Annotated in this window: 22 protein-coding genes; 15 read left to right on the top strand and 7 right to left on the bottom strand. The window is 70.4% G+C overall.

The window, feature by feature from the left end:
* Positions 1 to 14 precede the first annotated feature (14 nt).
* From LCN96_RS08235 to LCN96_RS08205, 7 genes are all read left to right on the top strand, one after another.
* Entirely contained in the window at positions 15 to 839 is an 825-nt protein-coding gene (locus tag LCN96_RS08235; protein WP_225271983.1) for an SDR family NAD(P)-dependent oxidoreductase, read from the top strand.
* A 123-nt stretch (positions 840 to 962) separates the two neighbouring features.
* Complete coding sequence (locus LCN96_RS08230; protein ID WP_225271982.1) at positions 963 to 2,054, top strand: ABC transporter ATP-binding protein; 1,092 nt, start codon at positions 963 to 965, stop codon at positions 2,052 to 2,054.
* A complete protein-coding gene (locus tag LCN96_RS08225) occupies positions 2,047 to 3,141 on the top strand; it encodes an ABC transporter ATP-binding protein (protein ID WP_225271981.1) in 1,095 nt (364 codons plus the stop codon). Before LCN96_RS08230 ends, LCN96_RS08225 begins: the two co-directional genes overlap by 8 nt.
* The gene (locus LCN96_RS08220) at positions 3,138 to 4,079 is read left to right on the top strand and encodes a carbohydrate ABC transporter permease (RefSeq protein WP_225271980.1); all 942 of its coding nucleotides are present in this window, start codon (positions 3,138 to 3,140) and stop codon (positions 4,077 to 4,079) included. Before LCN96_RS08225 ends, LCN96_RS08220 begins: the two co-directional genes overlap by 4 nt.
* 50 nt (positions 4,080 to 4,129) lie before the next feature.
* Positions 4,130 to 4,894: a carbohydrate ABC transporter permease gene (locus tag LCN96_RS08215; RefSeq protein WP_225271979.1), complete on the top strand. Its 765-nt coding sequence runs from the start codon at positions 4,130 to 4,132 to the stop codon at positions 4,892 to 4,894.
* Positions 4,895 to 4,896: 2 nt separating this feature from the next.
* Positions 4,897 to 5,172 carry a DUF2160 domain-containing protein gene (locus LCN96_RS08210; protein WP_225271978.1) on the top strand — a complete coding sequence of 92 codons (276 nt, stop codon included), beginning with the start codon at positions 4,897 to 4,899 and terminating at the stop codon, positions 5,170 to 5,172.
* A 19-nt stretch (positions 5,173 to 5,191) separates the two neighbouring features.
* Positions 5,192 to 6,976, top strand: coding sequence for an ABC transporter substrate-binding protein (locus LCN96_RS08205; RefSeq protein WP_225271977.1), 1,785 nt, complete (start codon positions 5,192 to 5,194; stop codon positions 6,974 to 6,976).
* Here the strand turns inward: LCN96_RS08205 and LCN96_RS08200 are convergent.
* From LCN96_RS08200 to LCN96_RS08175, 6 genes are all read right to left on the bottom strand, one after another.
* A complete protein-coding gene (locus LCN96_RS08200; RefSeq protein WP_225271976.1) occupies positions 6,973 to 8,052 on the bottom strand; it encodes an alpha/beta hydrolase family protein in 1,080 nt (359 codons plus the stop codon). The genes LCN96_RS08205 and LCN96_RS08200 overlap by 4 nt on opposite strands.
* Positions 8,042 to 9,322 (bottom strand): Gfo/Idh/MocA family protein, encoded by a 1,281-nt coding sequence (locus LCN96_RS08195; RefSeq protein ID WP_225271975.1) that lies wholly within the window; start codon positions 9,320 to 9,322, stop codon positions 8,042 to 8,044. The genes LCN96_RS08200 and LCN96_RS08195 overlap by 11 nt, the downstream gene beginning before the upstream one ends.
* A gap of 22 nt (positions 9,323 to 9,344) precedes the next feature.
* Positions 9,345 to 10,631 carry an extracellular solute-binding protein gene (locus tag LCN96_RS08190; RefSeq protein WP_225271974.1) on the bottom strand — a complete coding sequence of 429 codons (1,287 nt, stop codon included), beginning with the start codon at positions 10,629 to 10,631 and terminating at the stop codon, positions 9,345 to 9,347.
* A 43-nt stretch (positions 10,632 to 10,674) separates the two neighbouring features.
* Positions 10,675 to 11,541 carry a carbohydrate ABC transporter permease gene (locus LCN96_RS08185; RefSeq protein WP_225271973.1) on the bottom strand — a complete coding sequence of 289 codons (867 nt, stop codon included), beginning with the start codon at positions 11,539 to 11,541 and terminating at the stop codon, positions 10,675 to 10,677.
* A complete protein-coding gene (locus LCN96_RS08180) occupies positions 11,525 to 12,487 on the bottom strand; it encodes a carbohydrate ABC transporter permease (protein WP_225271972.1) in 963 nt (320 codons plus the stop codon). Before LCN96_RS08180 ends, LCN96_RS08185 begins: the two co-directional genes overlap by 17 nt.
* 205 nt (positions 12,488 to 12,692) lie before the next feature.
* On the bottom strand, positions 12,693 to 13,646 hold the full coding sequence (locus LCN96_RS08175; protein ID WP_225271971.1) for a LacI family DNA-binding transcriptional regulator: 954 nt from the start codon (positions 13,644 to 13,646) through the stop codon (positions 12,693 to 12,695).
* Between the two features lie 192 nt (positions 13,647 to 13,838).
* Here LCN96_RS08175 and LCN96_RS08170 point away from each other — a divergent pair, with 192 nt between their 5' ends.
* From LCN96_RS08170 to LCN96_RS08155, 4 genes are read left to right on the top strand one after another with little or no spacing between them, the layout of a single operon-like run.
* Complete coding sequence (locus LCN96_RS08170; protein WP_225271970.1) at positions 13,839 to 14,732, top strand: NAD-dependent epimerase/dehydratase family protein; 894 nt, start codon at positions 13,839 to 13,841, stop codon at positions 14,730 to 14,732.
* Positions 14,729 to 15,601 carry a 5-dehydro-4-deoxyglucarate dehydratase gene (locus LCN96_RS08165; RefSeq protein ID WP_225271969.1) on the top strand — a complete coding sequence of 291 codons (873 nt, stop codon included), beginning with the start codon at positions 14,729 to 14,731 and terminating at the stop codon, positions 15,599 to 15,601. The genes LCN96_RS08170 and LCN96_RS08165 overlap by 4 nt, the downstream gene beginning before the upstream one ends.
* Positions 15,598 to 16,650, top strand: coding sequence for a mandelate racemase/muconate lactonizing enzyme family protein (locus tag LCN96_RS08160; RefSeq protein WP_225271968.1), 1,053 nt, complete (start codon positions 15,598 to 15,600; stop codon positions 16,648 to 16,650). The genes LCN96_RS08165 and LCN96_RS08160 overlap by 4 nt, the downstream gene beginning before the upstream one ends.
* Positions 16,650 to 18,596, top strand: coding sequence for a DUF6807 family protein (locus LCN96_RS08155; RefSeq protein ID WP_225271967.1), 1,947 nt, complete (start codon positions 16,650 to 16,652; stop codon positions 18,594 to 18,596). The genes LCN96_RS08160 and LCN96_RS08155 overlap by 1 nt, the downstream gene beginning before the upstream one ends.
* A 7-nt stretch (positions 18,597 to 18,603) precedes the next feature.
* On the opposite strand, the gene LCN96_RS08150 is transcribed toward LCN96_RS08155, so the two are convergent.
* The gene (locus tag LCN96_RS08150; RefSeq protein ID WP_225271966.1) at positions 18,604 to 19,266 is read right to left on the bottom strand and encodes a TetR family transcriptional regulator; all 663 of its coding nucleotides are present in this window, start codon (positions 19,264 to 19,266) and stop codon (positions 18,604 to 18,606) included.
* A 108-nt stretch (positions 19,267 to 19,374) separates the two neighbouring features.
* Here LCN96_RS08150 and LCN96_RS08145 point away from each other — a divergent pair, with 108 nt between their 5' ends.
* From LCN96_RS08145 to LCN96_RS08130, 4 genes are read left to right on the top strand one after another with little or no spacing between them, the layout of a single operon-like run.
* Positions 19,375 to 21,000 carry an ABC transporter substrate-binding protein gene (locus LCN96_RS08145; protein WP_225271965.1) on the top strand — a complete coding sequence of 542 codons (1,626 nt, stop codon included), beginning with the start codon at positions 19,375 to 19,377 and terminating at the stop codon, positions 20,998 to 21,000.
* A complete protein-coding gene (locus tag LCN96_RS08140; protein WP_225271964.1) occupies positions 20,997 to 21,935 on the top strand; it encodes an ABC transporter permease in 939 nt (312 codons plus the stop codon). The genes LCN96_RS08145 and LCN96_RS08140 overlap by 4 nt, the downstream gene beginning before the upstream one ends.
* Positions 21,928 to 23,832 (top strand): dipeptide/oligopeptide/nickel ABC transporter permease/ATP-binding protein, encoded by a 1,905-nt coding sequence (locus LCN96_RS08135; protein WP_225271963.1) that lies wholly within the window; start codon positions 21,928 to 21,930, stop codon positions 23,830 to 23,832. The genes LCN96_RS08140 and LCN96_RS08135 overlap by 8 nt, the downstream gene beginning before the upstream one ends.
* On the top strand, positions 23,822 to 24,799 hold the full coding sequence (locus tag LCN96_RS08130; protein WP_225271962.1) for an ABC transporter ATP-binding protein: 978 nt from the start codon (positions 23,822 to 23,824) through the stop codon (positions 24,797 to 24,799). Before LCN96_RS08135 ends, LCN96_RS08130 begins: the two co-directional genes overlap by 11 nt.

Below are 24,799 nucleotides of genomic sequence, written 5' to 3'. Positions count from 1 at the left end.
CGGAGAATGACATCATGCGTATCGATCTCAGCGGCAGGACCGCGCTGGTCACAGGCTCGACCCAGGGCATCGGAGCGGCCATCGCCACGGGGCTGGCGCGGGCGGGGGCCCGCGTGGGCGTCAACGGCCGGAGCGAGGGCTCGGTGGCGGCGGCCATCGAACGGATGGACGACGAGCGCATCGAGGCCGAGCGGGTCAGCGGCGAGCAGTTCCGCTACGACCTGGTGGCGGCGCCCGGCGACGTCGCGACGGCCGAGGGCTGCGAGCGGGTCGTGGAGTTGCTCCCGCACGTGGACATCCTGGTCAACAACCTGGGCATCTTCGGCGCCAAGCCGGCGCTGGAGATCGCCGACGACGAGTGGCGGCGCTACTTCGAGGTCAACGTGCTGGCGGCGGTCCGGCTCACGCGGGCGTACCTGCCGGGGATGCGGGAGCGCGGCTGGGGCCGGATCCAGTACATCGCCAGCGACTCCGCCGTCGTCATCCCGCAGGAGATGATCCACTACGGCATGACGAAGACCGCGCTGCTGGCGGTCTCCCGGGGGTTCGCCAAGGAGGCCGCGGGCAGCGGGGTCACGGTCAACTCGGTGATCGCGGGGCCGACGCACACCGGAGGCGTGGAGGAGTTCGTCTACCAGCTCGTGGACAGGGAGCTGCCCTGGGAACAGGCGCAGCGGGAGTTCATGCGGCTGCACCGGCCGCAGTCGCTGCTGCAGCGGCTGATCGAGCCGGAGGAGATCGCGAACCTGGTGGTCTACCTGAGCTCTCCGTTCGCCTCCGCGACGACGGGCGCGGCGGTGCGGGTGGACGGCGGCTACGTGGACGCGATTCTGCCCTGACCAGGCGCTACGGACAGGCGTCCATCACACCGGCAACAACCGTTCACAAATGCCTCACAAGCACTCTTTTCAGGTCCATACAGATCATGTTAGAAGGGAGGGAAGCAGAGAGGACCGGGCACAGTGACGGTGATTCTCGACGGCATCTCCGTACGGCAGCGCGGAGAGACCTGGCTCGACGACATCAACCTCGAATTATCCGACGGAATGACCACCCTCATCGGTCCGATGACGGCGGGAAAGACGACGTTGATGCGCGTCGTCGCCGGTTTGCTGACCCCCGATTCCGGCCGGGTGCTGGTCGGCGGGGAAGATGTCACGAAAATCTCGGTGCGAAAACGCTCGGTCGCTTTCGTCTATCAGCAATTCATCAATTATCCCTCGCTGACGGTCTACGAGAACATCGCCTCCCCGCTCCGCCTCGACCCCCGCTTCCGCGGCGGCGACCTGGACCGGCGGGTCCGCGAGGTGGCCGAGCTGATGGGCATCGACGCCCTGCTGGAGCGCCGCCCGTCGGAGCTGTCGGGCGGGCAGCAGCAACGCACCGCCATCGCCCGCGCGCTGGCCCGGCCGGTGGACGTGCTGCTGCTCGACGAGCCGCTCGCCAACCTCGACTTCAAGCTGCGCGAGCAGTTACGGGCCGACCTGAAGGCCATGTTCGCCGGCTCCTCCGGCGTGGTGCTCTACTCCACCGCCGACCCGAACGAGGCGTTCACGTTCGCCGCGCCCACCGTGGTGCTGGGCGAGGGCCGGGTGCGGCACGTCGGGGACGTCGCCGACATGTACGCGCACCCGCCCACCCTCGCCGTGGCCGCCACGCTCAGCGACCCGCCGCTCAACCTGCTGCCGGGCGTGGTCCGCGACGGCCGGATCGAGCTGCTCGGCACGTCGTTCCCGGCGCCCCGCGCGCACGCCTCCGGCCACACGGTCATGCTCGGCATCCGCCCCCACCAGGTGACGATCGAGCCTGACGGCCCCGGCCTGCTGGAGCTACCGGCCGAGATCAGGCTCGCGGAGGTGACGGGCAGCGCGACGTTCCTGCACCTCCTCCTCCAGGGCGGCCGCCACCTGGTCGCCCACCTGCCGGGCACCCAGCTCTTCACCCCCGGCGAGCCCGCGGTCGCCTACGTGGACCCCGCGCACATCTTCGTCTTCGACGAGGCGGGCGGCCGGCTGCTGGCCACCAGTGCCGCGGAGGTGGACCTGCATGGCTGACATCCGGCTGGAGGGCGTGGGCCACAGCTACGACGGTGGCCGGACGTGGGCGGTCAAGCCGATGACGTGGACCTGGCGCAGCTCGCGGGCGTACGCGCTGCTGGGCCCCAGCGGCTGCGGCAAGACGACGCTGCTGAACATCATCTCCGGCCTGATCACCCCGACCGAGGGCCGGATCTACATCGACGACCGCGACGTCACCGGCGTGCCCACCAAGGGCCGCGACATCGCGCAGGTCTTCCAGTTCCCCGTCCTGTACGAGGAGATGTCGGTCTACGACAACCTCGCCTTCCCTCTCAGGAACAGGAAGGTGCCCAAGCCGGAGGTGGACCGGCGGGTCCGCCAGGTCTCCCGGCTGCTCGGTCTCGACCACGTGCTCAACCGCAGGTCCCGCAGGCTGGACGCGGGGCGCCAGCAGATCGTCAGCCTGGGCCGCGGCCTGGTCCGCTCCCAGGTGGCCGCCGTGCTGCTCGACGAGCCGCTGACCGTGGTGGACCCGGCGCTGAAGTGGACGCTGCGCAGCAAGCTCAAGGAGATCCACCGCGACACCGGGCACACGCTGATCTACGTCACCCACGACCAGACGGAGGCGCTGACGTTCGCCGACGAGGTGGTGGTGCTCAACGACGGGGCGATCGTGCAGGCCGGCGAGCCGTCGGAGCTGTTCCTGTCGCCGGCGCACGAGTTCGTCGGCCACTTCATCGGCTCGCCCGGGATGAACGTGCTGCCCGCCGAGGTCGCCGGGGACGTGGTTCGTGTGGGGCAGGAGGCCGTGGGCACCGTCGTGGAGCCCTTGCCGCCGGGCCCCGTGCGCATCGGGGTGCGGCCCGAGTTCGTCCGGATCACCCCGGTGAGCGTCTCTCCCGGCGTGCCCGCCCGGGTGACGGGGATCGACCGGATGGGCGCGTACGACCTGGTCCACACCCTGGTCGGCGAGCACCCGGTGGTCGCCAAGGCCGAGGCGGGCTGCGCCCACCGGCCGGAAGCGGTCGCGTTCCTGCACTTCCCCGCCGACCGCACGTTCCTGTTCCGCGACGAGGTCAGGTGCGGCTCCCTCGCGCCGCTGAACGGAAGGGGCCAGGTGTGACCGTCGTAGGCGACCAGGTGAGCGGCGAGGTCGTCGCCCCGGAGCCGCCCGTGGAGGAGGAGCAGTCGTACGCGCCGCCCAAGCGCCGCACCAACCGGGCCTGGTGGCTGGTCGTGCCGGTCGTGGTGTCGGTGGCGTTCACGGCGGTGATCCCGCTGATGACCGTGGTGAACTACTCGGTGCAGGACGTCTTCAGCCCCGTCGACCGGGTCTTCGTCGGGCTGGAGTGGTTCCGCGCGATCGCCCGCGACCCCGAGGTGCACGCGGCGCTGGTGCGCACGCTGCTGTTCTCGCTGCAGGTGCTGCTGCTGGAGATCCCGCTCGGCGTGGCGCTGGCGGTGGTCATGCCGCGCAGGGGCATGGGGGTGTCGCTGGCGCTGGTGCTGGTCGCGCTGCCGCTGCTGATCCCGTGGAACGTGGTGGGCACGATCTGGCAGATCTTCGCCCGCGGCGACATCGGGCTGGGCGGCTGGACGATCAACAACGTGCTGGGCATCAACTTCAACTACACGCTGGACTCCACGGACGCCTGGATCACGGTCCTGCTCATGGACGTGTGGCACTGGACGCCGCTGGTGGCGCTGCTGGCGTACGCGGGGCTGCGCTCGATCCCCGAGCCGTACTTCCAGGCCGCGCAGATCGACGGCGCCTCGGCGTGGGCCACCTTCCGGCACATCCAGCTCCCCCGGCTGCGGGGCGTGCTGACGATCGCGATCCTGCTCAGGTTCATGGACAGCCTGATGATCTACACCGAGCCGTTCGTGGTGACCGGCGGCGGGCCGGGCAACGCGACCTCGTTCCTCAGCATCCTGCTGTCGAAGATCGCGGTCGGCCAGTTCGACGTGGGGCCCGCGGCGGCGTTCTCGCTGCTGTACTTCCTCATCGTGCAGGTCATCTGCTACGTCTTCTTCACCGTGCTCACCAGGTCGGGCAGGTGAGCGGGGTGAACAGGAGCCTGCCCTGGGCGCGCACGGTCTTCTGGCTGTACGTGGCCACGCTCATGCTGCCGCTGCTGTGGATGTTCGGCATGTCGATCCGGCCGAACGAGGACATCCTCGGCGCTTTCTCGCTCATTCCGCAGCGCGTGACGTTCGACAACTACGTCACTTTCTTCACCGACTCCGCGTGGTATTCGAGCTATCTGAACTCCATCATCTACACCTCGCTGAACGCGGTGATGTCGCTCACCGTGGCGTTGCCCGCCGCGTACGCGTTCTCGCGGTTCCGATTCGCGGGCGACAAGCATCTGTTCTTCTGGCTGCTGACCAATCGCATGGCGCCGGCGGCGGTATTCCTGCTGCCGTTCTTCCAGATTTACCAGAGCGTCGGGCTGTTCGACACACATCTCGGCGTGGCCATCGCGCACATGCTGTTCAACGTCCCGCTCGCGGTGTGGATCCTCGAAGGATTCATGTCCGCGATTCCCCGGGAAATCGACGAGACCGCGGCGATCGACGGCTATTCCATGCCGCGCTTCTTCATCAGGATCTTCCTGCCGATGATCCGGTCCGCGATCGGCGTGACCGCGTTCTTCTGCTTCATGTTCAGCTGGGTCGAGCTGCTCATCGCCAGGACGATCACCTCGGTGAACGCCAAGCCGATCGCCGCCACCATGACCAGGACGGTGAGCGCGGCGGGCGTCGACTGGGGGCTGCTGGCCACGGCGGGCGTGCTCACCATCGTCCCCGGCGCCATCGTCATCTGGTTCGTCCGCAACTACATCGCCAAGGGCTTCGCGCTGGGGAGGGTCTAGCGATGCTCGACTGGATGGTCTGGACCGTCCCCACGGCGCTGGTGTTCGCGGGGCTGGCCCTCCTGCTCGTCGTCATGGCGGTCTGGGCCCGCCTGTCCCCGCCCGTGGCCAGGCGAGGCTTCCTGCGCATCGAGACCGACCGGGGCGACCGGCTCTACATCGGCCTGATCAGCGCCGCGGTCGTGCTGGCCGGCTGGATAGCGATCACCGACCTGTCCATGTGGCTCGCGCTCGGCTGCGCGCTGCTGGTGGTGGCCGTGATCGGCATATGGGGCTAACAGAAGAGGAGCCAAGCGCATGAGGCATCGGGCAGGCAGGTCCGCCGCCGTCGGCGCGGCCGTGATCGCCCTGTTGGCGGCCGGCTGCACGCAGAGCGCGGAGAGGCCGGCGAGCGACTTCAAGGAGGCCGACGGCAAGGCCGCGGCCCAGCGGTGGGTGTCGCAGGAGTTCACGCCGAGCACGCTGAGCAAGGATCAGCAGCTCGCCGAGCTGGACTGGTTCATCAAGGCCGCCGCGCCGTACCGCGGCATGCAGGTCAACGTGGTCTCCGAGACGATCACCACCCACGAGTACGAGTCCAGGCAGCTCGCCAAGGCGTTCACCGAGATCACCGGCATCAGGATCAAGCACGACCTGATCCAGGAGGGCGACGTCGTCGAGAAGCTCCAGACGCAGATCCAGTCCAACCAGAACATCTACGACGCCTACGTCAACGACTCCGACCTGATCGGCACCCACTCGCGCGGCGACTACGTGGTGCCGCTGTCGGACTACATGGCCGGCGAGGGCAGGAACGTCACCTCGCCCACGCTGGACCTGAACGACTTCATCGGCATCAGCTTCACCACCGGCCCGGACAAGAAGCTGTACCAGCTCCCCGACCAGCAGTTCGCCAACCTCTACTGGTTCCGCTACGACTGGTTCACCGACCCGGAGATCAAGAAGCAGTTCAGGGACGCGTACGGCTACGACCTCGGCGTCCCGGTCAACTGGGCGGCCTACGAGGACATCGCCGAGTTCTTCACCAGCAAGGTGAACGGCAACGGCACCATCGACGGCAAGAAGGTCTACGGCCACATGGACTACGGCCGCAAGGACCCGTCGCTGGGCTGGCGCTTCACCGACGCCTGGCTGTCGATGGCCGGCAACGGCGACCCGGGCATCCCCAACGGCCTGCCGGTGGACGACTGGGGCATCAGGGTGGAGGACTGCCGCCCGGTCGGCTCGTCGGTCTCCCGGGGCGGCGACACCAACGGCCCCGCCGCGGTCTACGCGCTGACGAAGTACGTCGACTGGCTGAAGAAGTACGCGCCCCGCGAGGCGGCGGGCATGAACTTCAGCGAGGCCGGCCCCGTCCCCGCGCAGGGCAACATCGCCCAGCAGATCTTCTGGTACACCTCGTTCACGGCCGACATGACCAAGCCGGGCCTGCCGGTCGTCAACAGCGACGGCACGCCCAAGTGGCGCATCGCGCCGAGCCCGCACGGCTCGTACTGGAAGACCGGCAACAAGCTGGGTTACCAGGACGCCGGCTCGTGGACGCTGCTGAAGAGCACGCCGCAGGACCGCAGGGCGGCGGCCTGGCTGTACGCGCAGTTCGTGACCTCGAAGACGGTGTCGCTGAAGAAGTCGATCGTCGGGCTGACGTTCATCCGCGATTCCGACATCAAGAGCGAGTACTTCTCGCAGAACGCCGAGAAGTACGGCGGCCTGATCGAGTTCTACAACTCCCCGGCCCGCAAGCAGTGGACGCCGACCGGCACGAACGTGCCCGACTACCCGAAGCTGGCCCAGCTCTGGTGGCAGAACGTGGCCACCGCCGTGACCGGCGAGACCACGCCGCAGCAGTCGATGGACAACCTGGCCAGGCAGCAGGACGAGATCCTGTCCCGCCTGGAGCGGCTCTCCCGCGAGCGGCAGGGGTACGGCGGCCAGTGCGCGCCCAAGCTGAACCAGGAGCGTCCCGCCCAGTACTGGCTCGACCAGCCGGGCGCCCCGGCGCCGAAGCTGGCCGACGAGCGCGGCAAGCCGGAGACGCTCGACTACGACAAGCTGGTCGCCACCTGGAAGCAGGGCGACTAGGGACGCGGCAACTGCGCGGCGAGCCAGTCGAAGGCCCGTTCCTGCATCGGCACGTCGAAGCTGTGCGGCACGTCGGCGAAGACGGCCTCGTAGGCGCCGGGGGCGTCGCGATACCGCTCGCCGATGATGGCGTGCGCGCGCCGCATGCCGGTCTCGGGGAACAGCTCGTCGCGCATCGCGTACTGCACCATGAGCGGCTCGGGCGCGCGGGCGGCCATCAGGTCCGGGTAGTCGCCCAGTCTTGGCAGGCCGGGCGGCCAGAGCAGCCAGGTGTGCCGCTCGACGTGCCCGCCGAGCATGTCGCGGTAGGAGGAGGCCATCGCGGCCACCACGACCGCGCGCATGTCGGGGTCGAACGCGCCGAGCAGCGCCGCCCGCAGGCCGCCGCCCGACAGGCCCGCGCAGCCGACCGCGCCGACGTCGGGGCGGGAGCGCAGGTAGGCCGCCGCCGCCAGGTCCTCGCCTGCGACGACGCCGGTGAACGAGGTGCCGAGCACCGCGCAGTGTTTGGCCACGACGTGCTCGTGCTCCCGCGCCGCCAGGTCGTACCGGTCGGCCTCGCTGAGGGGCGCGTCCGGGGCGTCCCCACGCGCCGCGCCGGACGGCCCCTCAGCAGTCTCCAGGGGGAAGCGGCGGCTGCCCCAGCCGAACACGTCGTGCGCGAGCACCACGAACCCGCGCCGGGCCAGCGCGCCGGCGAAGGCCCGGCCGCCGTAGATCTGCGCACGCAGCCGCCGCACCTCGGGTGACGGCGGCTCGGGCCCGTCGGCGATCTTCTCCTTGCCGGCGTACTTCATCCCGGCGTGGCAGTGCAGCGCCACCACCCCGGGCAGCGGCCCGTCCGCGTCGCGCGGTTTGAGCAGGTACGCGTGCGTGCGCGGCCCGAACCCCACCGACCACGACAGCTCCTCGCCGTGCAGGTCGCCGTCGGTCCAGGTGCGTTCGACGCGCACGTCGGCGGCGGCCAGGTCGAGCACCCCGACGGCGTCCCTGGCCGCCGCCCGCAGCTCAGCCCCGGGCAGGACGGGGTAGAGCCCGCGCTGGGCGGCGGCGATCCCGGCCAGCTCAGCGAACACGCGTGCCGTCGTCGGTCAGGTGCACGGGCGCCCCGGTACGCGCGGAGACGTCGGCCGCGTAGCCGGTCAGCACGCTGCGGATGCCGTCGCGATAGCCGGCCTGCCGGGCCAGCGGGTCGTCGCCCGGGCCCCGGAAGACGTCGTTCAGCAGGAGGCGGTCACCACCGCCGTGCCCACCGGCCCTTGACTCGATGGGCACCTCCTCCGGCTCGCGCCAGTGCCGGCGCAGCAGCAGCCGCTCCGAGGCGCCGCTCGCGTGCTCCTTGGAGGCCGCGCTGGGATCGACGGCGGCGTGCGGCGGCGTCCACTCCCGCTCCACGACGTCCAGCTCCAGCCGCCCCGCCGTGCCGTTGAAGGCCACCCGGTACCCCTCCCAGGGCGCGTGGGCGTGCAGCGAGTACGTCAGGACGGCCCGGTCGGCGTAGCGCACCATGACCGACATGTTGTCGTCGATGTCGATGCCCTCGCCGAAGACGTCCTGGTCGCGGATGTAGCCGTCCTCGTGCTCGGCGTCCAGGTAGAGCCGCTTGAGCCGCTCGTCCCTGGAGATGTCCAGCAGGAACGGGTCCGTGCCGAGGCCGGGCGCGCCGTGGGCCCGCTCGGGACGGCCGGTCAGCCCCCGGTTCCTGGCGTTCTCGGCGCCGTAGAAGCGCAGGCCGGTCTGGGCGAAGACCAGCTCGGGCGCCGCGCCCAGCCACCAGTTGACCAGGTCGAAGTGGTGGGTGGACTTGTGCACGAGCAGCCCGCCCGAGCTGGCCCGCTCGCGGTGCCAGCGGCGGAAGTAGTCGGCGCCGTGGATGGTGTCGAGCAGCCACTCGAAGTGCACCGAGGTGACCTCGCCGATCGCGCCCTCCTGGAGGAGGCGGCGCACGGCGGAGTTGCGGGGCGAGTACCGGTAGTTGAACGTGACGATCAGCTTGCCGGTGCTGCGCTCCGCGGCGGCGGCGATGGCCGCGCAGCCGTCGGCGTCGGTCGTGAGCGGCTTCTCCACGATGACGTCGCGGCCGGCGTCGAGCGCCGCGCACACGTACCGCGCGTGGGCGGCGTCGACGGTGGTGACGATGACCGCGTCGGCGAGCTCGAGCACCTTGCCGAACTCATCGGGTGCGTAGCACGGCACCTGCCGGCCGATCCGCTGGACGTAGTAGTCCATGCGGGTGCGGTTCGGGTCGCACAGGGCGACGATGGTGCCGGCGTCGCGCCACTCGCCGAGCAGCGCGTCGACGTACATCTGCGCGCGGTGCCCGAGCCCGACGAACGCGTACCTCATGTCTCTCCTTCGACGACCGCGCTCAGCCCGCGATGGAGGCGTTGACCTCGGTGATCAGCTTCTGCGCGGCCTCGTCGGGGGTCATGCGGCCGAACATGACCTCCTCGGAGTAGCGGGTGATGATGTCCTCCGTGGCGCTGGAGCCCTTCGGCGGGGCGGCCGGCGGGTCGGACAGCTCGCTCTTGTTCTCCTCCAGGAACGTCAGCGTCTTCTGGTCGGCCTCGGGGAGCTTGTCGCGGACCGCGGCCAGCACCTTGGAGCTGGCCGGCAGGCCACGGTCGCTGAGGATGATCGCGCCCGCCTCGGGGTCGTTGATCATGAAGTCGATGAACTTCGCGGCCTCGGCGGAGTGCTCGGTCTTGGAGGAGGCGCTGTAGAACATGGCCGGCTGCGTGAACATGCCGCCCACCGTGGCGCCCTTGATCTTCGGCATCCGCAGCAGGTCGAGCGGCTGGCCCGACGCCTTGGTGGCCGCGCCGAGCTGGTTGCTCCACCACATGCCCATGGACCCGGTGTTGGTGCCCAGCAGCGACTGGTCGATGCTGGTCGCGCCGATCTCGGCGCTCTTGGCGGCGTCGGGGGCACCCTTGCCCTTGATCAGGCTCTGCATGATCGCCCACCATTCCTTGATGGTCTCAGGCGTCACGCCGAGCTTGTTGCCGTTGTAGAACTGCTCGCCCTTCTGCGTGGCGTAGATCTGCAGGTAGGCGGGGTTCCAGCTGAGCTGCGTGCCGATGACCTTGCCGCCGCTGCCGGCGGTGACCTTGTTGGCCAGGGTGACGTAGTCCTCCCAGGTCCAGGTCTTGTCGTCGGGGAGCTCGGCCTTGGACTGCTCGACCAGCGCCTTGTTGACGATCAGGGAGAAGGCGTTGACGCCGGTGGGGATGGCGTACTGCTTGCCGTCGATGGCGCCGGTGGCCAGCACCTTGGCGTCGATGTCGCCGGTGTTGACCTTGCCGGTCACGTCGGCCAGCGTGCCACGGTCGGCGTACTCGCGCAGGCCGCGGATCTCCAGGCTGATGACGTCAGGGGCGTCGCTGCCCGCGACCTTGGTGGACAGCGTCTCGTAGTAGCTGGCCCAGTCGGAGAACTCGCCCTCGACGTCGATGGTCGGGTTCTTGGCCTCGAACTTCTTGATCGCCTCTTCGGTCATCTTCTGCCGCGCGTCACTGCCCCAGTAGGAGAAGCGCAGCTTGATCTTGCCGTCGGCGGTCTCTCCGCCGCCGCTGCCACTGCCGCAGGCCGCGGTGACCGCCAGCACAGCGGTGGCGAGCAGGGCCGCCGACCACATCTTCTTGCCAGAGCTCACGGCTCTACCTCCTATGGGTGTTCACTGTTGGGGGGTGGAGGATCTACTTCAGGCCCGTGGTGGCGACACCACGGATCAGGTATTTCTGGCCGGCCAGGAAGAACCCGAAGATGGGGCCGAGCGCGATGATCGACATGGCGAACATCGGGCCCCACGACGAGTCGCTGCTGGCGTCCAGGAACGTGCGCAACGCTACCGGTACGGTGAAGTTGTCGGGATTGTTGAGGTACAGGAGCTGGCTGAGGAAGTCGTTCCAGGTCCAGATGAACGTGAAGATCGCGGTGGTGGCCAGCGCCGGCATGCACAGCGGCATGACGACCCTGATGTAGATCCGCCAGTAGCCGGCGCCGTCGATCTCCGCCGCCTCGTCCAGCTCGCGGGGCAGGGTCCGGATGAACTGCACCATGAGGAAGATGAAGAACGCGTCGGTGGCCAGGATCTTCGGCATCACCAGCGGCCAGATCGTGTTGATCAGGTCGAGCTCGGAGAACATGATGTACTGCGGCACGATCGTCACGTGGTGCGGCAGCATGATGGTGCCGAGCATGATCGCGAACCAGAACTTCTTCAGCGGGAAGTTCAGCCGGGCGAAGGCGTAGGCCGCCAGCGAGCACGCCACCAGGTTCGCCACCACCGAGATGGCGGTGACGACCGCGGAGTTCCACAGGTAGTAACCGAAGGGGTGCTTGAGCGCGTACCAGCCTTCGGTGTAGTTCTCCAGTGTGACCTCGCTCGGCCACAGGCCCGGCTCGCGGAAGATGAGCTCCTCCGGCTTGAGCGAGCTGGAGATCATCCACAGCAGCGGATAGAGCATGACCAGGCCGAAGCCGATCAGCAGGATGTGCTTGGCCACCCGCCCGCCCCTGAACGGGCGGAACAGGACCGGGACCGGCCTACTTGGTGTCGCCATAGAAGACCCAATACTTGGAAGCGAGGAAGTTCACCCCGGTGAGCCCGGCGATGATGATCAGCAGGACCCACGCCATCGCGGCGGCGTAGCCCATGTCGTAGTTCTTGAACCCCTCAAGGTAGAGGTAGAGCGTGTAGAACAGGGTGGAGTCGGCCGGGCCGCCCTTGCCGCCGCTGACGATGAAGGCCTGCGTGAACGACTGGAACGACTTGATCAGCTCCAGCACCAGGTTGAAGAAGATGATCGGGGTCAGCAGCGGGATCGTGATCGACTTGAACTGCCGCCACTTGCCGGCGCCGTCCACGGAGGCGGCCTCGTAGTAGCTGCTCGGGATCTGCCGGAGGCCGGCCAGGAAGATGATCATCGGGGCGCCGAACGTCCACACGTGCAGGAGGATCAGCGTGCCCAGCGCGTAGTCGGGGTGCCCCACCCAGCCGGGCCCCTCGATGCCGAACATCGCGAGCACCGCGTTGACCAGGCCGTCCGCGCCGAAGACCTTCCGCCACAGGATCGCGATGGCGACGCTGCCGCCGAGCAGCGAGGGCAGGTAGAAGACCGAGCGGTAGAAGGACAGGCCGCGCAGGCCGCGGTCGAGCACCAGGGCCAGGGCCAGGGCGAAGGCGAGCTGCAGGGGGACCGAGACGATCACGTACACCGTGGTCACCCACAGCGAGTTCATGAACCGCTCGTCCTCGGTGAACATCTTGACGTAGTTGTCGAAGCCGACCCACTGGGCCTCCTCCAGGAGGCTGTAGTCGGTGAACGACAGGTAGAGGGAGGCGAAGATCGGTCCGATCGTGATGACGAGCAGGCCGACGAACCAGGGGGCCAGGAAGAGGTAGGCGGCCCGTGCCTCCCGGCGGGACCGTTTCGTGGAGCGATGACCGCCGCGGGCGGGTTGCTTGACCGCACGCTCCGGTTTCACCGCCACCGAAACTTCAGTCATCACGGACCTTCCGGCGAGAAGTGAATGGATAGCGCTTTCCTATAGCTGGCAGGAAAGTTTCGTCAACCCTTTGCAGGCGTTACATAGCCGTTACCGATATATCGCCAGCACGTTCGCCCAGCTAGCAAGCATGTCCACCCAATAAGTCTGATGAATTACGATCCGGTTTAGTACAACCGTTTGCAGACGCAGAGCTATCACAGAACTACCGCGGAGCTGCGGTGGAGTCCCTGATGACCAGGCGGGTCTCCAGCGAGGTGGTGGCACTCACCTCCTGGATGAGCAGATCGACCGCGAGCCGCCCGGCCGCGGCCGTCGGCATGGCCACCGTGGTGAGCTTCGGGCGGTTGAGCCGGCCGGGCACGATGTCGTCTATCCCGACCACGCTCAGGTCCTCGGGCACGCTCAGCCCCAGCTCGTGCAGCCCCTCGATGAGCCCGATGGCCACCAGGTCGTTGTAGGCCAGCACGCCGGTCACCCCGGACTCGCGCACCCGGCCGGCGGCGGCGAACCCGCCCCGCTCGGTCGGCGCGTTCGGCCCGAGGACGACCAGCTCGACGCCCGGCACCTGCTCGGCGGCCGTACGGATCTCGGCGCTGGTCCACGACCCGGCGGGGCCCGACACCAGCGCCACCTTCCTGTGCCCCAGCCCGGCCAGGTGCTCGACGGCCAGCCTGGCCCCGTGCCCGACGTCCATCAGGACGGTCGCCGCGCCGCGCAGCCGCCGGTTGATCACCACGAACGGCACCCGCTCCGCCAGCCGTTCCAGCGCCTTGTTGGAAGAGCGCGGGCTGCACAGCACCACCCCGTCCACCTGCTTGGAGAAGGCCTGGATCAGCTCCTCCTCGGCGGCCGGCTCCTCGTCGGTGTCGGCCACGAACAGGTGGTAGTCGCGCTGGCGGGCCGCCGAGTGCGCCGCCTTGATCAGGGGCGGGAAGAACGGGTTGGCGATGTCGGCCACGATCAGGCCCAGATTGTGGGTACGCCCCGTCGTGAGCGCCCTGGCCGCCCGGTTGGGCCGGTAACCGAGCTCCTCGGCCACGGTGAGCACCCTGGTGCGGGTGGCGGCGTTCACCATGTGCGGCGCGGAGAACGTCCGGGACACCGTCGAGACATGCACGCCCGAGGCCCTGGCCACATCACGAATCGTCACTGTCACAGTCGCACACCCTAACGCAACCGCTTGCAGAACCCATGAGTACGATGAAAGCGCTTGCCGTACGCCCGTGACTCAGAAGTCCCTAGGAACCCCCAGCTAGACGGACGGCCAAGAAATCGCCTCTTGACGCCTCACCCTTCCGGACCTGAAGGTTTAGTGCAACTGTTTGCAGTCTTGAAGGAGCCCCACACGGTGAGCAGAGTCCTCGTCACCGGAAGCGCAGGACGCCTCGGCCGCAGCGTGGTCAGCACGCTCGCGGCGGCCGGGCACGAGGTCATCGGCGTCGACCGCGCCCCCGGCACCCCACCGGAGGCGGCCGTCACGCTGCCGGCCGACCTCACCGACACCGGTGAGACGTTCGAGGTCCTGGCCAGGTTCAGGCCCGAGTCGGTGATCCACCTTGCCGCGATCGCCACCCCGTTCAGCGTGCCGGAGTCGGTGATCTTCAAGGTCAACACCCAGCTCGCGTACAACGTGTGCTCGGCGTCGGTGGCCCTGGGCGTGCCGGGCGTGGTGGTGGCCAGCAGCCCCACCGTCATGGGGTACGGCGCCCCCGGCGGCTGGGTGCCGCACTACCTGCCGATCGACGAGGAGCACCCGGTGCGCCCGTGGAACGCCTACAACCTGTCCAAGGTGACGGCCGAGGAGACGATGAAGGCGTACGCCAGGGCGGGCGGCACCAAGCTGGCCGCCGTCCGGCCGTGTTTCGTGATCCCGCCGGAGGAGTGGGCGGGCGCGCCCACGCAGTCCGGCCACACGGTGCGCGAGCGGCTCGACCGGCCGGAGCTGGGCGGGGTGTCGCTGTTCAACTACATCGACTCCCGCGACGCGGCCGAGATGATCGCCGTGCTCGCCGAGGCGCTGCCCGACCTGCCCAACGGCGAGGTCTTCTTCGCCGGCGCGGCCGACGCGCTGGCCAGGAAGCCGCTGGCCGACCTGCTCCCCCAGGTCGTGCCGGGCACCGAGGCGCTCGCGGCCGGGCTGACCGGCTCCACCCCCGCCTTCTCGACCGCCAAGGCAGAACGCCTGCTCGGCTGGCAGCCCAAGCGCAGCTGGCGTACCGAACTCAAGGAAGAAGCCGAATGAACCTCAGCGGTGTGCTGTTCTTTCCCGTGACCCCGTTCGACGCCGACGGCTCGCTGGCCGAGCAGGTGCTGGCCGAGCACGTCCGGCAAGGCATGGAGCACGGGCCCGGCGGCGTCTTCGTGGCGTGCGGCACCGGCGAGTTCTCGGCCCTGTCCGAGGCCGAGCACGCGCGGGCCACGCGGATCGCGGCGCAGGTCGTGGACGGCCGGGTGCCGGTGTTCGCGGGCGCGGGCGGGCCGCTCGGCGCGGCGCTGAACCAGGCGCGGGCCGCGCGCGAGGCGGGCGCCGACGGGCTGCTGCTCATGCCGCCGTACCTGGCCCAGGGGCCGGCGCACGGGTTCACGGCGTACGTGCGGGCGGTCGCCGAGGTGCTGCCCGTGATCGTCTACCAGCGCGGCTCGGTCGTGCTGGAGCCGGACGCCGTGGTCGAGCTGGCCGGCCTGCCCGGCGTGATCGGCCTCAAGGACGGGCTGGGCGACATCGACCGCATGCAGCGCACCGTGCTGGCGGTGCGCGAGCAGTACCCGGACTTCCTGTTCTTCAACGGGCTGCCGACGGCCGAGCTGACCATGCCGGCCTACCGGGGCATCGGCGTGGAGCTGTACTCCAGCGCGGTGTTCGCGTTCGCGCCCGAGATCGCGCTGGCCTACCTGAACGGCGACGAGCGGCTGCTCACCGAGTTCTACGCTCCGCTCGTGCGCCTGCGCGGCAAGGTGCCCGGCTACCCCGTCGCCCTGGTCAAGGCCGGCGTGCGGCTGCGCGGCCTGGACGTCGGCGCCGTGCGCCCGCCGCTGGTCGAGGTGAGCGACGAGCACCTCGCCGAGCTGGAGGCGCTGATCAAGACCGGGCTGGAACTGGCCACGCCATGACGATCGCCGACCTGCGTACGGAGCTGCGTTCGGCCCCGCTGCCGCGCCCGTGGGGCGAGGACGTGCCGTACAACCATGTCATCGTCACCCACGTCACGCTGAAGGACGGACGCACCGGCACCGGGTTCTCCTGGACACCGCAGATCGGCGCGCACGCCGTCCGGGCGCTGCTCGACCACGACCTGCGCGAGGCGCTGATCGGGCTGCCCGCGCAGCCGGAGGTCGTGTGGGACCGGCTGTGGCGGCACCTGCGCGAGGCCGGCCCCGGCGGGATCACCACGGTCGCGCTGGCCGGGATCGACCTGGCGCTGTGGGACCTGCGCTGCGGCGAGCGGGCGCTGCCCGACGTGCTGGGCAGGCGGCGCGACGAGGTGCCCGTCTACGGCAGCGGCGTCAACCTGCACTACCCCCTGGAGGAGCTGGTCGCCCAGGCCGAGCGCTGGGTGGCGGCCGGCTACCGGGGCGTCAAGATCAAGGTGGGCCGTCCCGACCTGGCGGAGGACGTGGCGCGGGTGGCCGCGGTGCGCGAGGTGATCGGCCCCGACCGGCTGCTGATGATCGACGCGAACCAGCGCTGGGACCTGCACAGGGCCCGCCGGGCGCTGGCCGCACTGCGCGAGTTCGACCTGCACTGGATCGAGGAGCCGCTGCCCGCCGACGACGTGGCCGCGCACGTGGAGCTGCGCCGCGCCATCGACGTGCCGGTCGCGGTCGGCGAGAACGTCTACACCACCTACGGCTTCCGCGACCTGCTGGCGGCCGGGGCGTGCGACGTGGTGCAGCCGAACGTGGTGCGGGTGGGCGGCATCACGCCGTTCCTGCGGATCGTGGAGCTGGCCAGGGCCTACGACGTGCCCGTCTACCCGCACCTGCTGAGCGAGGTGTCGGGGCAGCTCGCGCTGGCCCTGCCGCTGCCGGTCATGGCCGAGGACGTGGAGGACGCCTCCTTCGGCCAGCTGGGGCTGCTGGCGGAGCCGTACCCGGTGGAGGTGTCAGGTGGCGTGCTGCGCGCGGGCGGGCACGCGGGGCTCGGGCTGAGGTGGTCGTGATGGCACCGGTGAAGGTGGTCCTGGCAGGTGCCACGGGCCACGGCAGGCACCACCTGGACATCCTGCGCGAGCTGGCCGGCCGCGGCGTGGTCGAGCTGGCCGGGATCTGCGACCTGCGTCCCGTCGAGGTGGACTTCTGCGCGCCGCCGCAGTCGTCCGACCTGGGCGAGCTGGTCGCCAAGACCGGCGCGGAGGTCACGATCGTCTGCACGCCGATCAACACCCACGCCGACCTCGCGATCGCCGCGCTGCGGGCCGGCTCGCACGTACTGCTGGAGAAGCCGCCCGCGCCCAGCCCGGCGGAGCACCGCAGGATCGCCGAGGTCGTGGCGGAGACGGGGCTGGCCTGCCAGGTCGGCTTCCAGTCGCTCGGCTCGGCGGCCGTCCCGGCGCTGCGCGGGCTGATCGCGAGCGGCCGGCTCGGCCTTGTGCGCGGCATCGGCGGCTGGGGCGCCTGGCACCGCCCGTCGGCCTACTTCACCCGCGCCCCCTGGGCGGGCCGGCGCCGGCTCAACGGCGTGGACGTGATGGACGGCGCGCTGACCAACCCGTTCGCGCACGCCCTCGCCACCGCGCTGGCCCTGCACGACAGCCCGATCGCGGAGATCGAGACCGAGCTGTTCCGTGCCCATCCGATCGAGTCGGACGACACCTCCTGCGTGCGCGTGCGGCTGGCGGACGGGTTCGTGATCACGATGGCGGCGACGTTGTGCGCGCCCTACGTGGAGCCGCCGCCCGGCAGCGGCGGGCGCGGCCGGGCGCACCTGGTCGTCACCGGCGACGCGGGCCGGGCCACGCTGACGTACACGCACGACCGGCTCAAGGTGGAGCTGCCCGACGGCTCCGTCACGACGACCGTGCACGACAGGGCCGGGCTGCTGGAGAACCTCATCGACCACGTCCGCACGGGCGCCGAGCTGCTGGTGCCGCTCGCCGGCACGGAGCGGTTCACGCAGGTGCTGGACGCGATCCGGCTGGCTCCCGAGCCGACGCCCATCCCCGAGCGCCACCAGTTCGTGCGGCGGGACGCCGGCGGCGAGGTCGTGGCCAGGGAGCTGCCCGGCGTGGCCGAGCTGACCCGGCGCAGCGCGGCCGAGCTGGCGCTCTACTCCGAGCTCGGCGTGCCGTGGACGCGGGTGGAGCTGCTGGTGTCGGGCGAGCCGGTGGCCGCCTACGAGCCGCGCCCCGACCTGCCCGCCACCGACTCGCCCCGGCCCTACCTGCACGCGGTGCGCACCCTCGGCGGCGTGGAGGTCACCCAGGTCCGGCCCGAGGATCACGTGCACCACCTCGGTGTCGGGGTGGCCATCTCCGACCTGGGCGGGGTGAACTTCTGGGGCGGGCGCACGTACGTCAAGGACCAGGGGCCGACCTGGCTGGACGACCACGGCACGCAGCGGCACGTGGCGTTCGCCCGCCTGGACGACGGCGGCTTCACCGAGCACCTGGAGTGGCTCGGGCCCGGCGGCCGCCCGGTGGTGCGCGAGGAGCGGACGGTGACCGCGCGGCCGTTCGGCGAGTTCTGGGCCCTGGACTTCGCGTTCACCCTGACGAACCTGACCGGGGCGCCGCTGGAGGTCAACAGCTCGGCCACCAAGGGCCGCGCGGGCGCGGGCTACGGCGGCTTCTTCTGGCGCGCGCCCGGCACCTCCACCGGGCGGATCACCCTGCCGGGGGACGAGGCCGCGGTGCACGGCAGCACGAGCCCGTGGGTGGCGATGTCGGGCACCACTGCCGGGGGACGGGACTGGACGCTCGTCTTCGCCCAGGCGGACGGCGATCCCTGGTTCGTCCGGGTCGAGGAGTATCCGGGCGTGGGGCAGGCGCTGGCGTGGGATCGGCCGCTCACGTTCGAGAGCACGCTGACGCGGCGGGTGGTCACGGCGGTGCTGGACGGCCGCCTGAATCAGGCCGGTGCGGCGGCCGTCGCCGGCACCCTGCTCTGACGGAGATTCAGGACGGTCCGGGGGGCTCGCTGATCGGCTGGTGCGAGGTCGCTCGCAGCAGCCGCAGCGCCCCCCGTGACAGGGCCGTCAGGATGTCGGCGGCCTCGTCCAGATCGGGGTAACGCCCCTCCAGATGCCCCATGGCCAGCGCGTTCGTGGCCGCGTTGATGCCGTCGGCGATCATCTCCAGCCGCCGCCTGTCGCGCTCGTTGTCGGCCGTGTAGCCCAGCGCGGCCAGGTCGGCGGCGTGGTGCTCGCGGTAGGCCGCCGCCGTCTCCGCGGCGAAGTCGCGCAGCGAGGAGGAGGGGTCGTGCCGGGCCCTGAGCTGGATGCGCAGCAGCTCGGGGTGCCGGCAGATGGACTCCAGGGGGATGCGGAACGTCTCGCGGTGCAGGTCGAGGTCGCCGGGGTGCTCGCGGGCCCGGCGCCGCGCCTCGCGCATGGAGGCGCGCAGCCGCTGGCCGCCCTCCTCGGCGAGCTCCCGCAGCAGCTCCCCCATGTCCTTGAAGTGCACGTAGAAGCTGGACTGCGCGATGCCGGCGGCCTTGGCCACCTTGACCGTGCTCAGCCCGGCCTCGCCCTCCTCGTCGAGGATCGCCAGCGCGGCTCGGATGAGCTTGCGCCTGGTCAGATCCTTCGCCTCGCTCCTCGTGAGCGGCGTGCTCGTCATGAGTCCCCTCCCCTCCCGTAACGATTCTCTCGCGCCACTTGTGCGGAATTTCACCGATAGTACTATCGGTGAAATTGCTCTCGGGGGATCTGCCGGGAGGAGGCGTGGATGAAACGCTGGAGGACGCCGGCCACGTTGTTGCTGGCCGCGACGGTGATGCTGGCATGCAGCGGCCAGCGACCGGCCGAACCGCAGGCCCAGTCCAGCGCGCCGGCCGCGACAGGCCCGGCGCAGGGCGGGCGGCTGGTCTACGCGCTGAGCGCGGACGCCAACGGGTTCAACCCGGTCACCGACCAGTTCGCGGCGCAGAGCTACAGCATGACGGGCACGATCATCGAGACCCTGGTGAGCGTCGCAGCGGACGGCAACTGGAAGCCGTACCTGGCCGAGTCGCTCACCCCCAACAAGAAGTACGACGAATGGACGATCAAGGTCAGGTCGGGGATCTCCTTCTCCGACGGCATCTCGCTGACCGGTGACATCGTCAAGGCCAACCTCGAGGCGCAGAAGCGGTCCCCCCTGACCGCCGCCGCGATGATGCCGATCAAGTCGTTCGAGCTGACCGACCCGATGACCGTCAAGGTCATCCTGAACCAGCCGTGGGTGGCCTTCCCCTACCTGCTCGCCGTGCAGACCGGCATGATCGTCCCGCCGGCCTCGCTCACCGACCCCAAGACGGCCAGCCTCAAGCCGGTCGGCACCGGGCCGTTCGTCTTCAAGGAGTACGTGCCGGACAACCGCATGGTCGTCACCCGCAACCCGCACTACTGGCGGGACGGCCTGCCGTACCTGGACGAGATCGAGTTCCGCATCCTGCCCGACACCCAGACCCGCGCCCAGACCCTCGAAGCGGGCGGCGTGGACGCCATCGGCACCTCCCGCGACGAGGACCTGACCAAGTTCGGCGCCATGAAGGACCAGTACACGGTGAACCGGGCGCAGGGCATGGCGGTGGCCGAGTACATGTTCCTGCTCAACACCGCCGTGGCCCCCCTCGACGACGTACGGGTGCGCCGGGCCATGGCCCACGCCATGGACCGTGAGACCGTCATCAAGACCCTGCGCGGCGGCATGACCGAGCCGGCCGACGGCCCCTGGTCCAAGGACTCCCCGTGGTACGCCCCCGGCGGCTACCCCGCCTACGACCTGGCCAAGGCCACCGCCCTGGTCAAGGAGGTCGAGGCGGAGAAGGGCCCCCTCCGCTTCGAGCTGATCTCCACCCCCGACCCGAACACCATGCAGGGCGTGGAGCTGGCCCAGGACATGTGGCGCAAGGCCGGCATCGAGGTCTCGATCAAGCAGGCCGACCAGGCCGACCTGATCAACCGGGCCATCACCGGCAACTTCGCGGCCACCGTGTGGACCCAGTTCTCCGCGCAGGACCCCGACGGCGAGTACGTCTGGATGCACCAGGCCTACGCCAAGCCCGTCGGCGCCATCTCGCTCAACATGACCAGGCTCAAGGACGACAAGCTGAGCGCCGCCCTGGACGCCGGCCGGATGAGCCCGGACGAGGCCACCCGCAAGCAGGCGTACGCCACCGTGCAGCAGCGGCTGCGCGACCAGGTGCCGTACGTCTTCGTCGACCACCTCGACACCGGCGCCATCATCGCCAAGACCAAGGTGCGCGGCATCGGCGAGCACGTGCTGCCCGACGGCGAGAAGGGGCTGCCGCTGACCGGCTCACCCATCCCGTACCACCCGTTCGGCCAGCTCTGGGTCAGCGGCCAGTGATCGTCCTCCACCGGCTGGTCCGGCTCCTGGTGGTGCTGCTCGTGGTGACGTTCCTGTCGTTCGCCCTGCTCAACCTGCTGCCCGGTGACCCGGTCACGCAGATCCTGGGCCTGTCGGCGACCGAGGAGTCCCGCGCGCAGCTCCGCCAGGAGCTCGGGCTCGACGAGCCGCTGCTGGTGCGCTACCTCGACTGGCTCGCCGGCCTGGGCGTCGGCGACTTCGGCAACTCCTACATCACCCGGATGCCCGTCGGCGTGGAGCTGGCCGAACGACTGCCCGTCACGCTGGAGCTGCTGGTCGCGGCGCAGATCGTGGCGCTCGGCCTGGCGATCCCGGTGGGCGTGGCCGCCGCCCGCCGCGCCGGGCGCGCCCTCGACCAGGTGCTCACGGCGCTCAGCTTCGCGTTGCTGTCCACGCCCGTGTTCGTGCTCGGGGTGCTGCTGATCCTCGTCTTCGCCGTCAACTGGCAGGTGCTGCCCGCGACCGGCTGGACCTCCATCTCGGTCGATCTGGGGTGGAACCTCACCTCCGTGATCCTGCCGGCGATCACGCTGGGGTGCGGGCAGTTCGCGGTGTACGCGCGGCTGCTGCGTACCGATCTGATCGCCACCCTCCAGGAGGACTACATCACGCTGGCACGCGCCCGCGGCCTGTCACCGCGGCGCATCCTGTGGCGGCACGCGCTGCGCCCCTCCGCGATCACCCTGATCACCGCCATCGGCCTCAACCTGGGCGCGCTCATCGGCGGCACCGTGATCATCGAGACCCTCTTCGGCCTGCCCGGCGTCGGGCGGCTCATCGTCGACTCCATCTTTTCCCGCGACTACCTGACGGTTCAGGGAGGCGTCGTGCTGATCTCGGTCGGCTACGTGGTCGTGAACTTCGCGGTGGACCTGGTGTACGCCGCCGTGGACCCCAGGATCCGTCGTGCGTAGGCGGCTGCGTCGATCTCTGGGCCTCGGGGTCTGGCTGGCGGCCGGCTGGATCGGGCTGGTGCTGCTCGCCGCGCTGCTGGCCGACCTCCTGCCGTTCGCCCGCTACGACGAGACGCTCGCCGGGCCGCCGCAGTCGGGGCCCAGCGCCGCGCACCCCTTCGGCACCGACGGGCTCGGCCGCGACGTGCTCAGCCGGGTCGTGTACGGGGCCCGCGTCTCGCTCGGCGTCGGCATCGGCGCCGTGCTGCTCGGCCTGGGCATCGGCGCGCCGCTCGGCATCCTGGCCGGCTACCGGCGGCGGGCCGCGGACGCGGTCATCATGGCGGTCAACGACGTGGCGCAGGCGTTCCCCGCGCTGGTGTTCGCGCTGGCCGTGGTGGCCTTCGCGGGCGCGAACCTGCGCAACGTGCTCATCGTCCTCGGCGTGCTCGGCGTGCCCTCCTGGGTGCGGCTTATCAGGGGCGCCACCCTCACCTTCGCCGAGCGCGAGTTCGTGCTGGCCGCGCGCGTGCTCGGCACCCGCGACCGGCGCATCCTGTGGCGCGAGATCGTGCCGAACGTGGCCGTGCCCGCGGCCTCGTACGCCTTCATCGGGATGGCCGTGGTCGTGGTCGCCGAGGGCAGCCTGGCCTTCCTCGGCCTGTCCGTCCAGGCGCCCACGCCGACCTGGGGCGGGCTGATCAACGAGGGCCGCACGATCATGGAGACCGCGCCGCACGTGGTGCTGGCCCCGTCGATCGTGATGTTCCTGACCGTGCTGTCGTTCAACCTGGTGGGCGACCGGCTGCGGGCGATGACCGACGTACGCGAGATCGGCCTGGAGCCGGTACGCCAGGCCGCCGCCACCCCGATGCCGACCGCCACCCACGCCATCCACGACACCCTGCTGCAGGCCGAGGAGCTGCGCACGCACTTCGTCACGCCGCGCGGCGTCGTCAAGGCCGTGGACGGCGTCTCCTTCACCCTCGACCGCGGCCGCACCCTGGCCATCGTCGGCGAGTCGGGGTCGGGCAAGTCCATGCTGATCCGCTCCATCCTGGGCCTGCTGCCCGGCACCTCGGTCAGGGGCGGCCACGTGTACCTGTCGGGCGACGACCTGACCACCTACAGCCCCGCGGAGATGCGCTCCGTGCTCGGCCGGCGGCTCGGGACCGTCTTCCAGGACCCGATGACGGCGCTGAACCCCGTCCGCACGATCGGCACCCAGGTGATGGAGCCGCTGCGGGTGCACCTGCGCATGTCGCGCAGGCAGGCCCGCGCCGAGGCCGTGCAGCTGCTCGCCTCGGTCGGCATCCCCGACCCCGCCCGCATGCTGCGCCGCTACCCGCACCAGCTCTCCGGCGGGATGCGGCAGCGGGTGACGATCGCGATGGCGCTGTCGTGCCGGCCCGACGTGCTGTTCGCCGACGAGCCCACCACCGCGCTGGACGTGACCATCCAGGACCAGGTGCTGCGGCTGCTGCACCGGCTGCGCGAGGAGCGCGACATGGCCGTGGTGCTGGTCAGCCACGACCTGTCGGTGGTCGCCGAGTGGGCGGACGAGGTGATCGTCATGTACGCGGGCAAGGTGGTGGAGCGGGGCCCCGCCGCGCAGGTGTTCGAGCGTCCCCGGATGCCGTACACCGAGTCGCTGCTCCAGGCCGCGCCCCGGCTCACCGACCCGGTGCACCACCGGCTGCGCGTCATCCCCGGCCGGCCGCCGGACCTGGCGCACCTGCCGCCGGGGTGCGCGTTCCGGGCGCGGTGCCCGTACGCGCAGGAGCGGTGCGAGCTGGAGGCGCCGCCCCTGTTCGAGGACGGCCCGCACCACCACCAGTACGCCTGCTGGTATCCCAGGCAGACGCGCGACAGCGAGCCGGCGGACGTCGAGTCAGGAGTTGAGAGCCGTGGCCGGTAGCGGAAGCGCGCACCTGCGTCCCCGTGACGAGGTGCTGCTGCGGGTGGAGGATCTGGTCGTGGAGTTCCCCGCCGGCCGGGGCCGCACCGTGAGCGCGGTCTCCGGAGTGAGCTTCGACCTGATGCGCGGCGAGACGCTGGGCATCGTCGGCGAGTCCGGCTGCGGCAAGTCCAGCGCCGCCCGCGCCCTGGTCCAGCTCCCGCCGCCACGCTCGGGCTCGGTCAGGCTGGACGGCCTGGAGCTGACCGCGTTGCGCGGCGAGGCCCTGCGGATGACCCGCCAGCGCCTCCAGATGATCTTCCAGGACCCCATCTCCTCGCTCAACCCGCGCCGCCGCGTCCGCGACATCGTCGGCGAGGGCCCCCGCGTCTGGCACCTGCCGGGCGACCGCGTGGACGAGGTCCTGGAGGCGGTCGGCCTCGACCCGGTGACGGCGGCCGAGCGCAGGCCGCACGAGTTCTCCGGCGGGCAGTGCCAGCGCATCTCCATCGCCAGGGCCCTGATCCTGGACCCCGAGGTGGTGATCTGCGACGAGCCGGTCTCGGCGCTGGACGTCTCGGTGCAGGCACAGATCCTCGGCCTGCTGGAGGACCTGAAGGCCCGCTACCGGCTCACCCTCGTCTTCATCGCCCACGACCTGGCCGTGGTGAAGAACGTCAGCGACCGCATCATGGTCATGTACCTGGGCAAGGTGTGCGAGCTGGCGCCGAGCGACGACCTGATCGGCCGGCCCGCGCACCCGTATACCCGGGCCCTGATCGCCTCCATCCCCGGCGGCGGTCTGGACCTGCCTCCCGCCGACACCCTGATCAGCGGCGAGCCTCCCTCACCCGTCGATCCGCCCTCCGGGTGCCGCTTCCGTACGCGGTGCCCGCGCGCGGCGGCGAGATGCGCGGAGGAGGAGCCGCAGATCCGGCAGATCGGCGACGACCACTGGCTCGCCTGCCATTTTCCCGTTAAGGAGTAG

The sequence above is a fragment of the Nonomuraea gerenzanensis genome (assembly GCF_020215645.1).
Taxonomy (GTDB): Bacteria; Actinomycetota; Actinomycetes; order Streptosporangiales; family Streptosporangiaceae; genus Nonomuraea; species Nonomuraea gerenzanensis.
The sequence above is the reverse complement of the archived record's forward strand: the minus strand, read 5'-3'. Positions and strand labels throughout refer to the sequence as shown.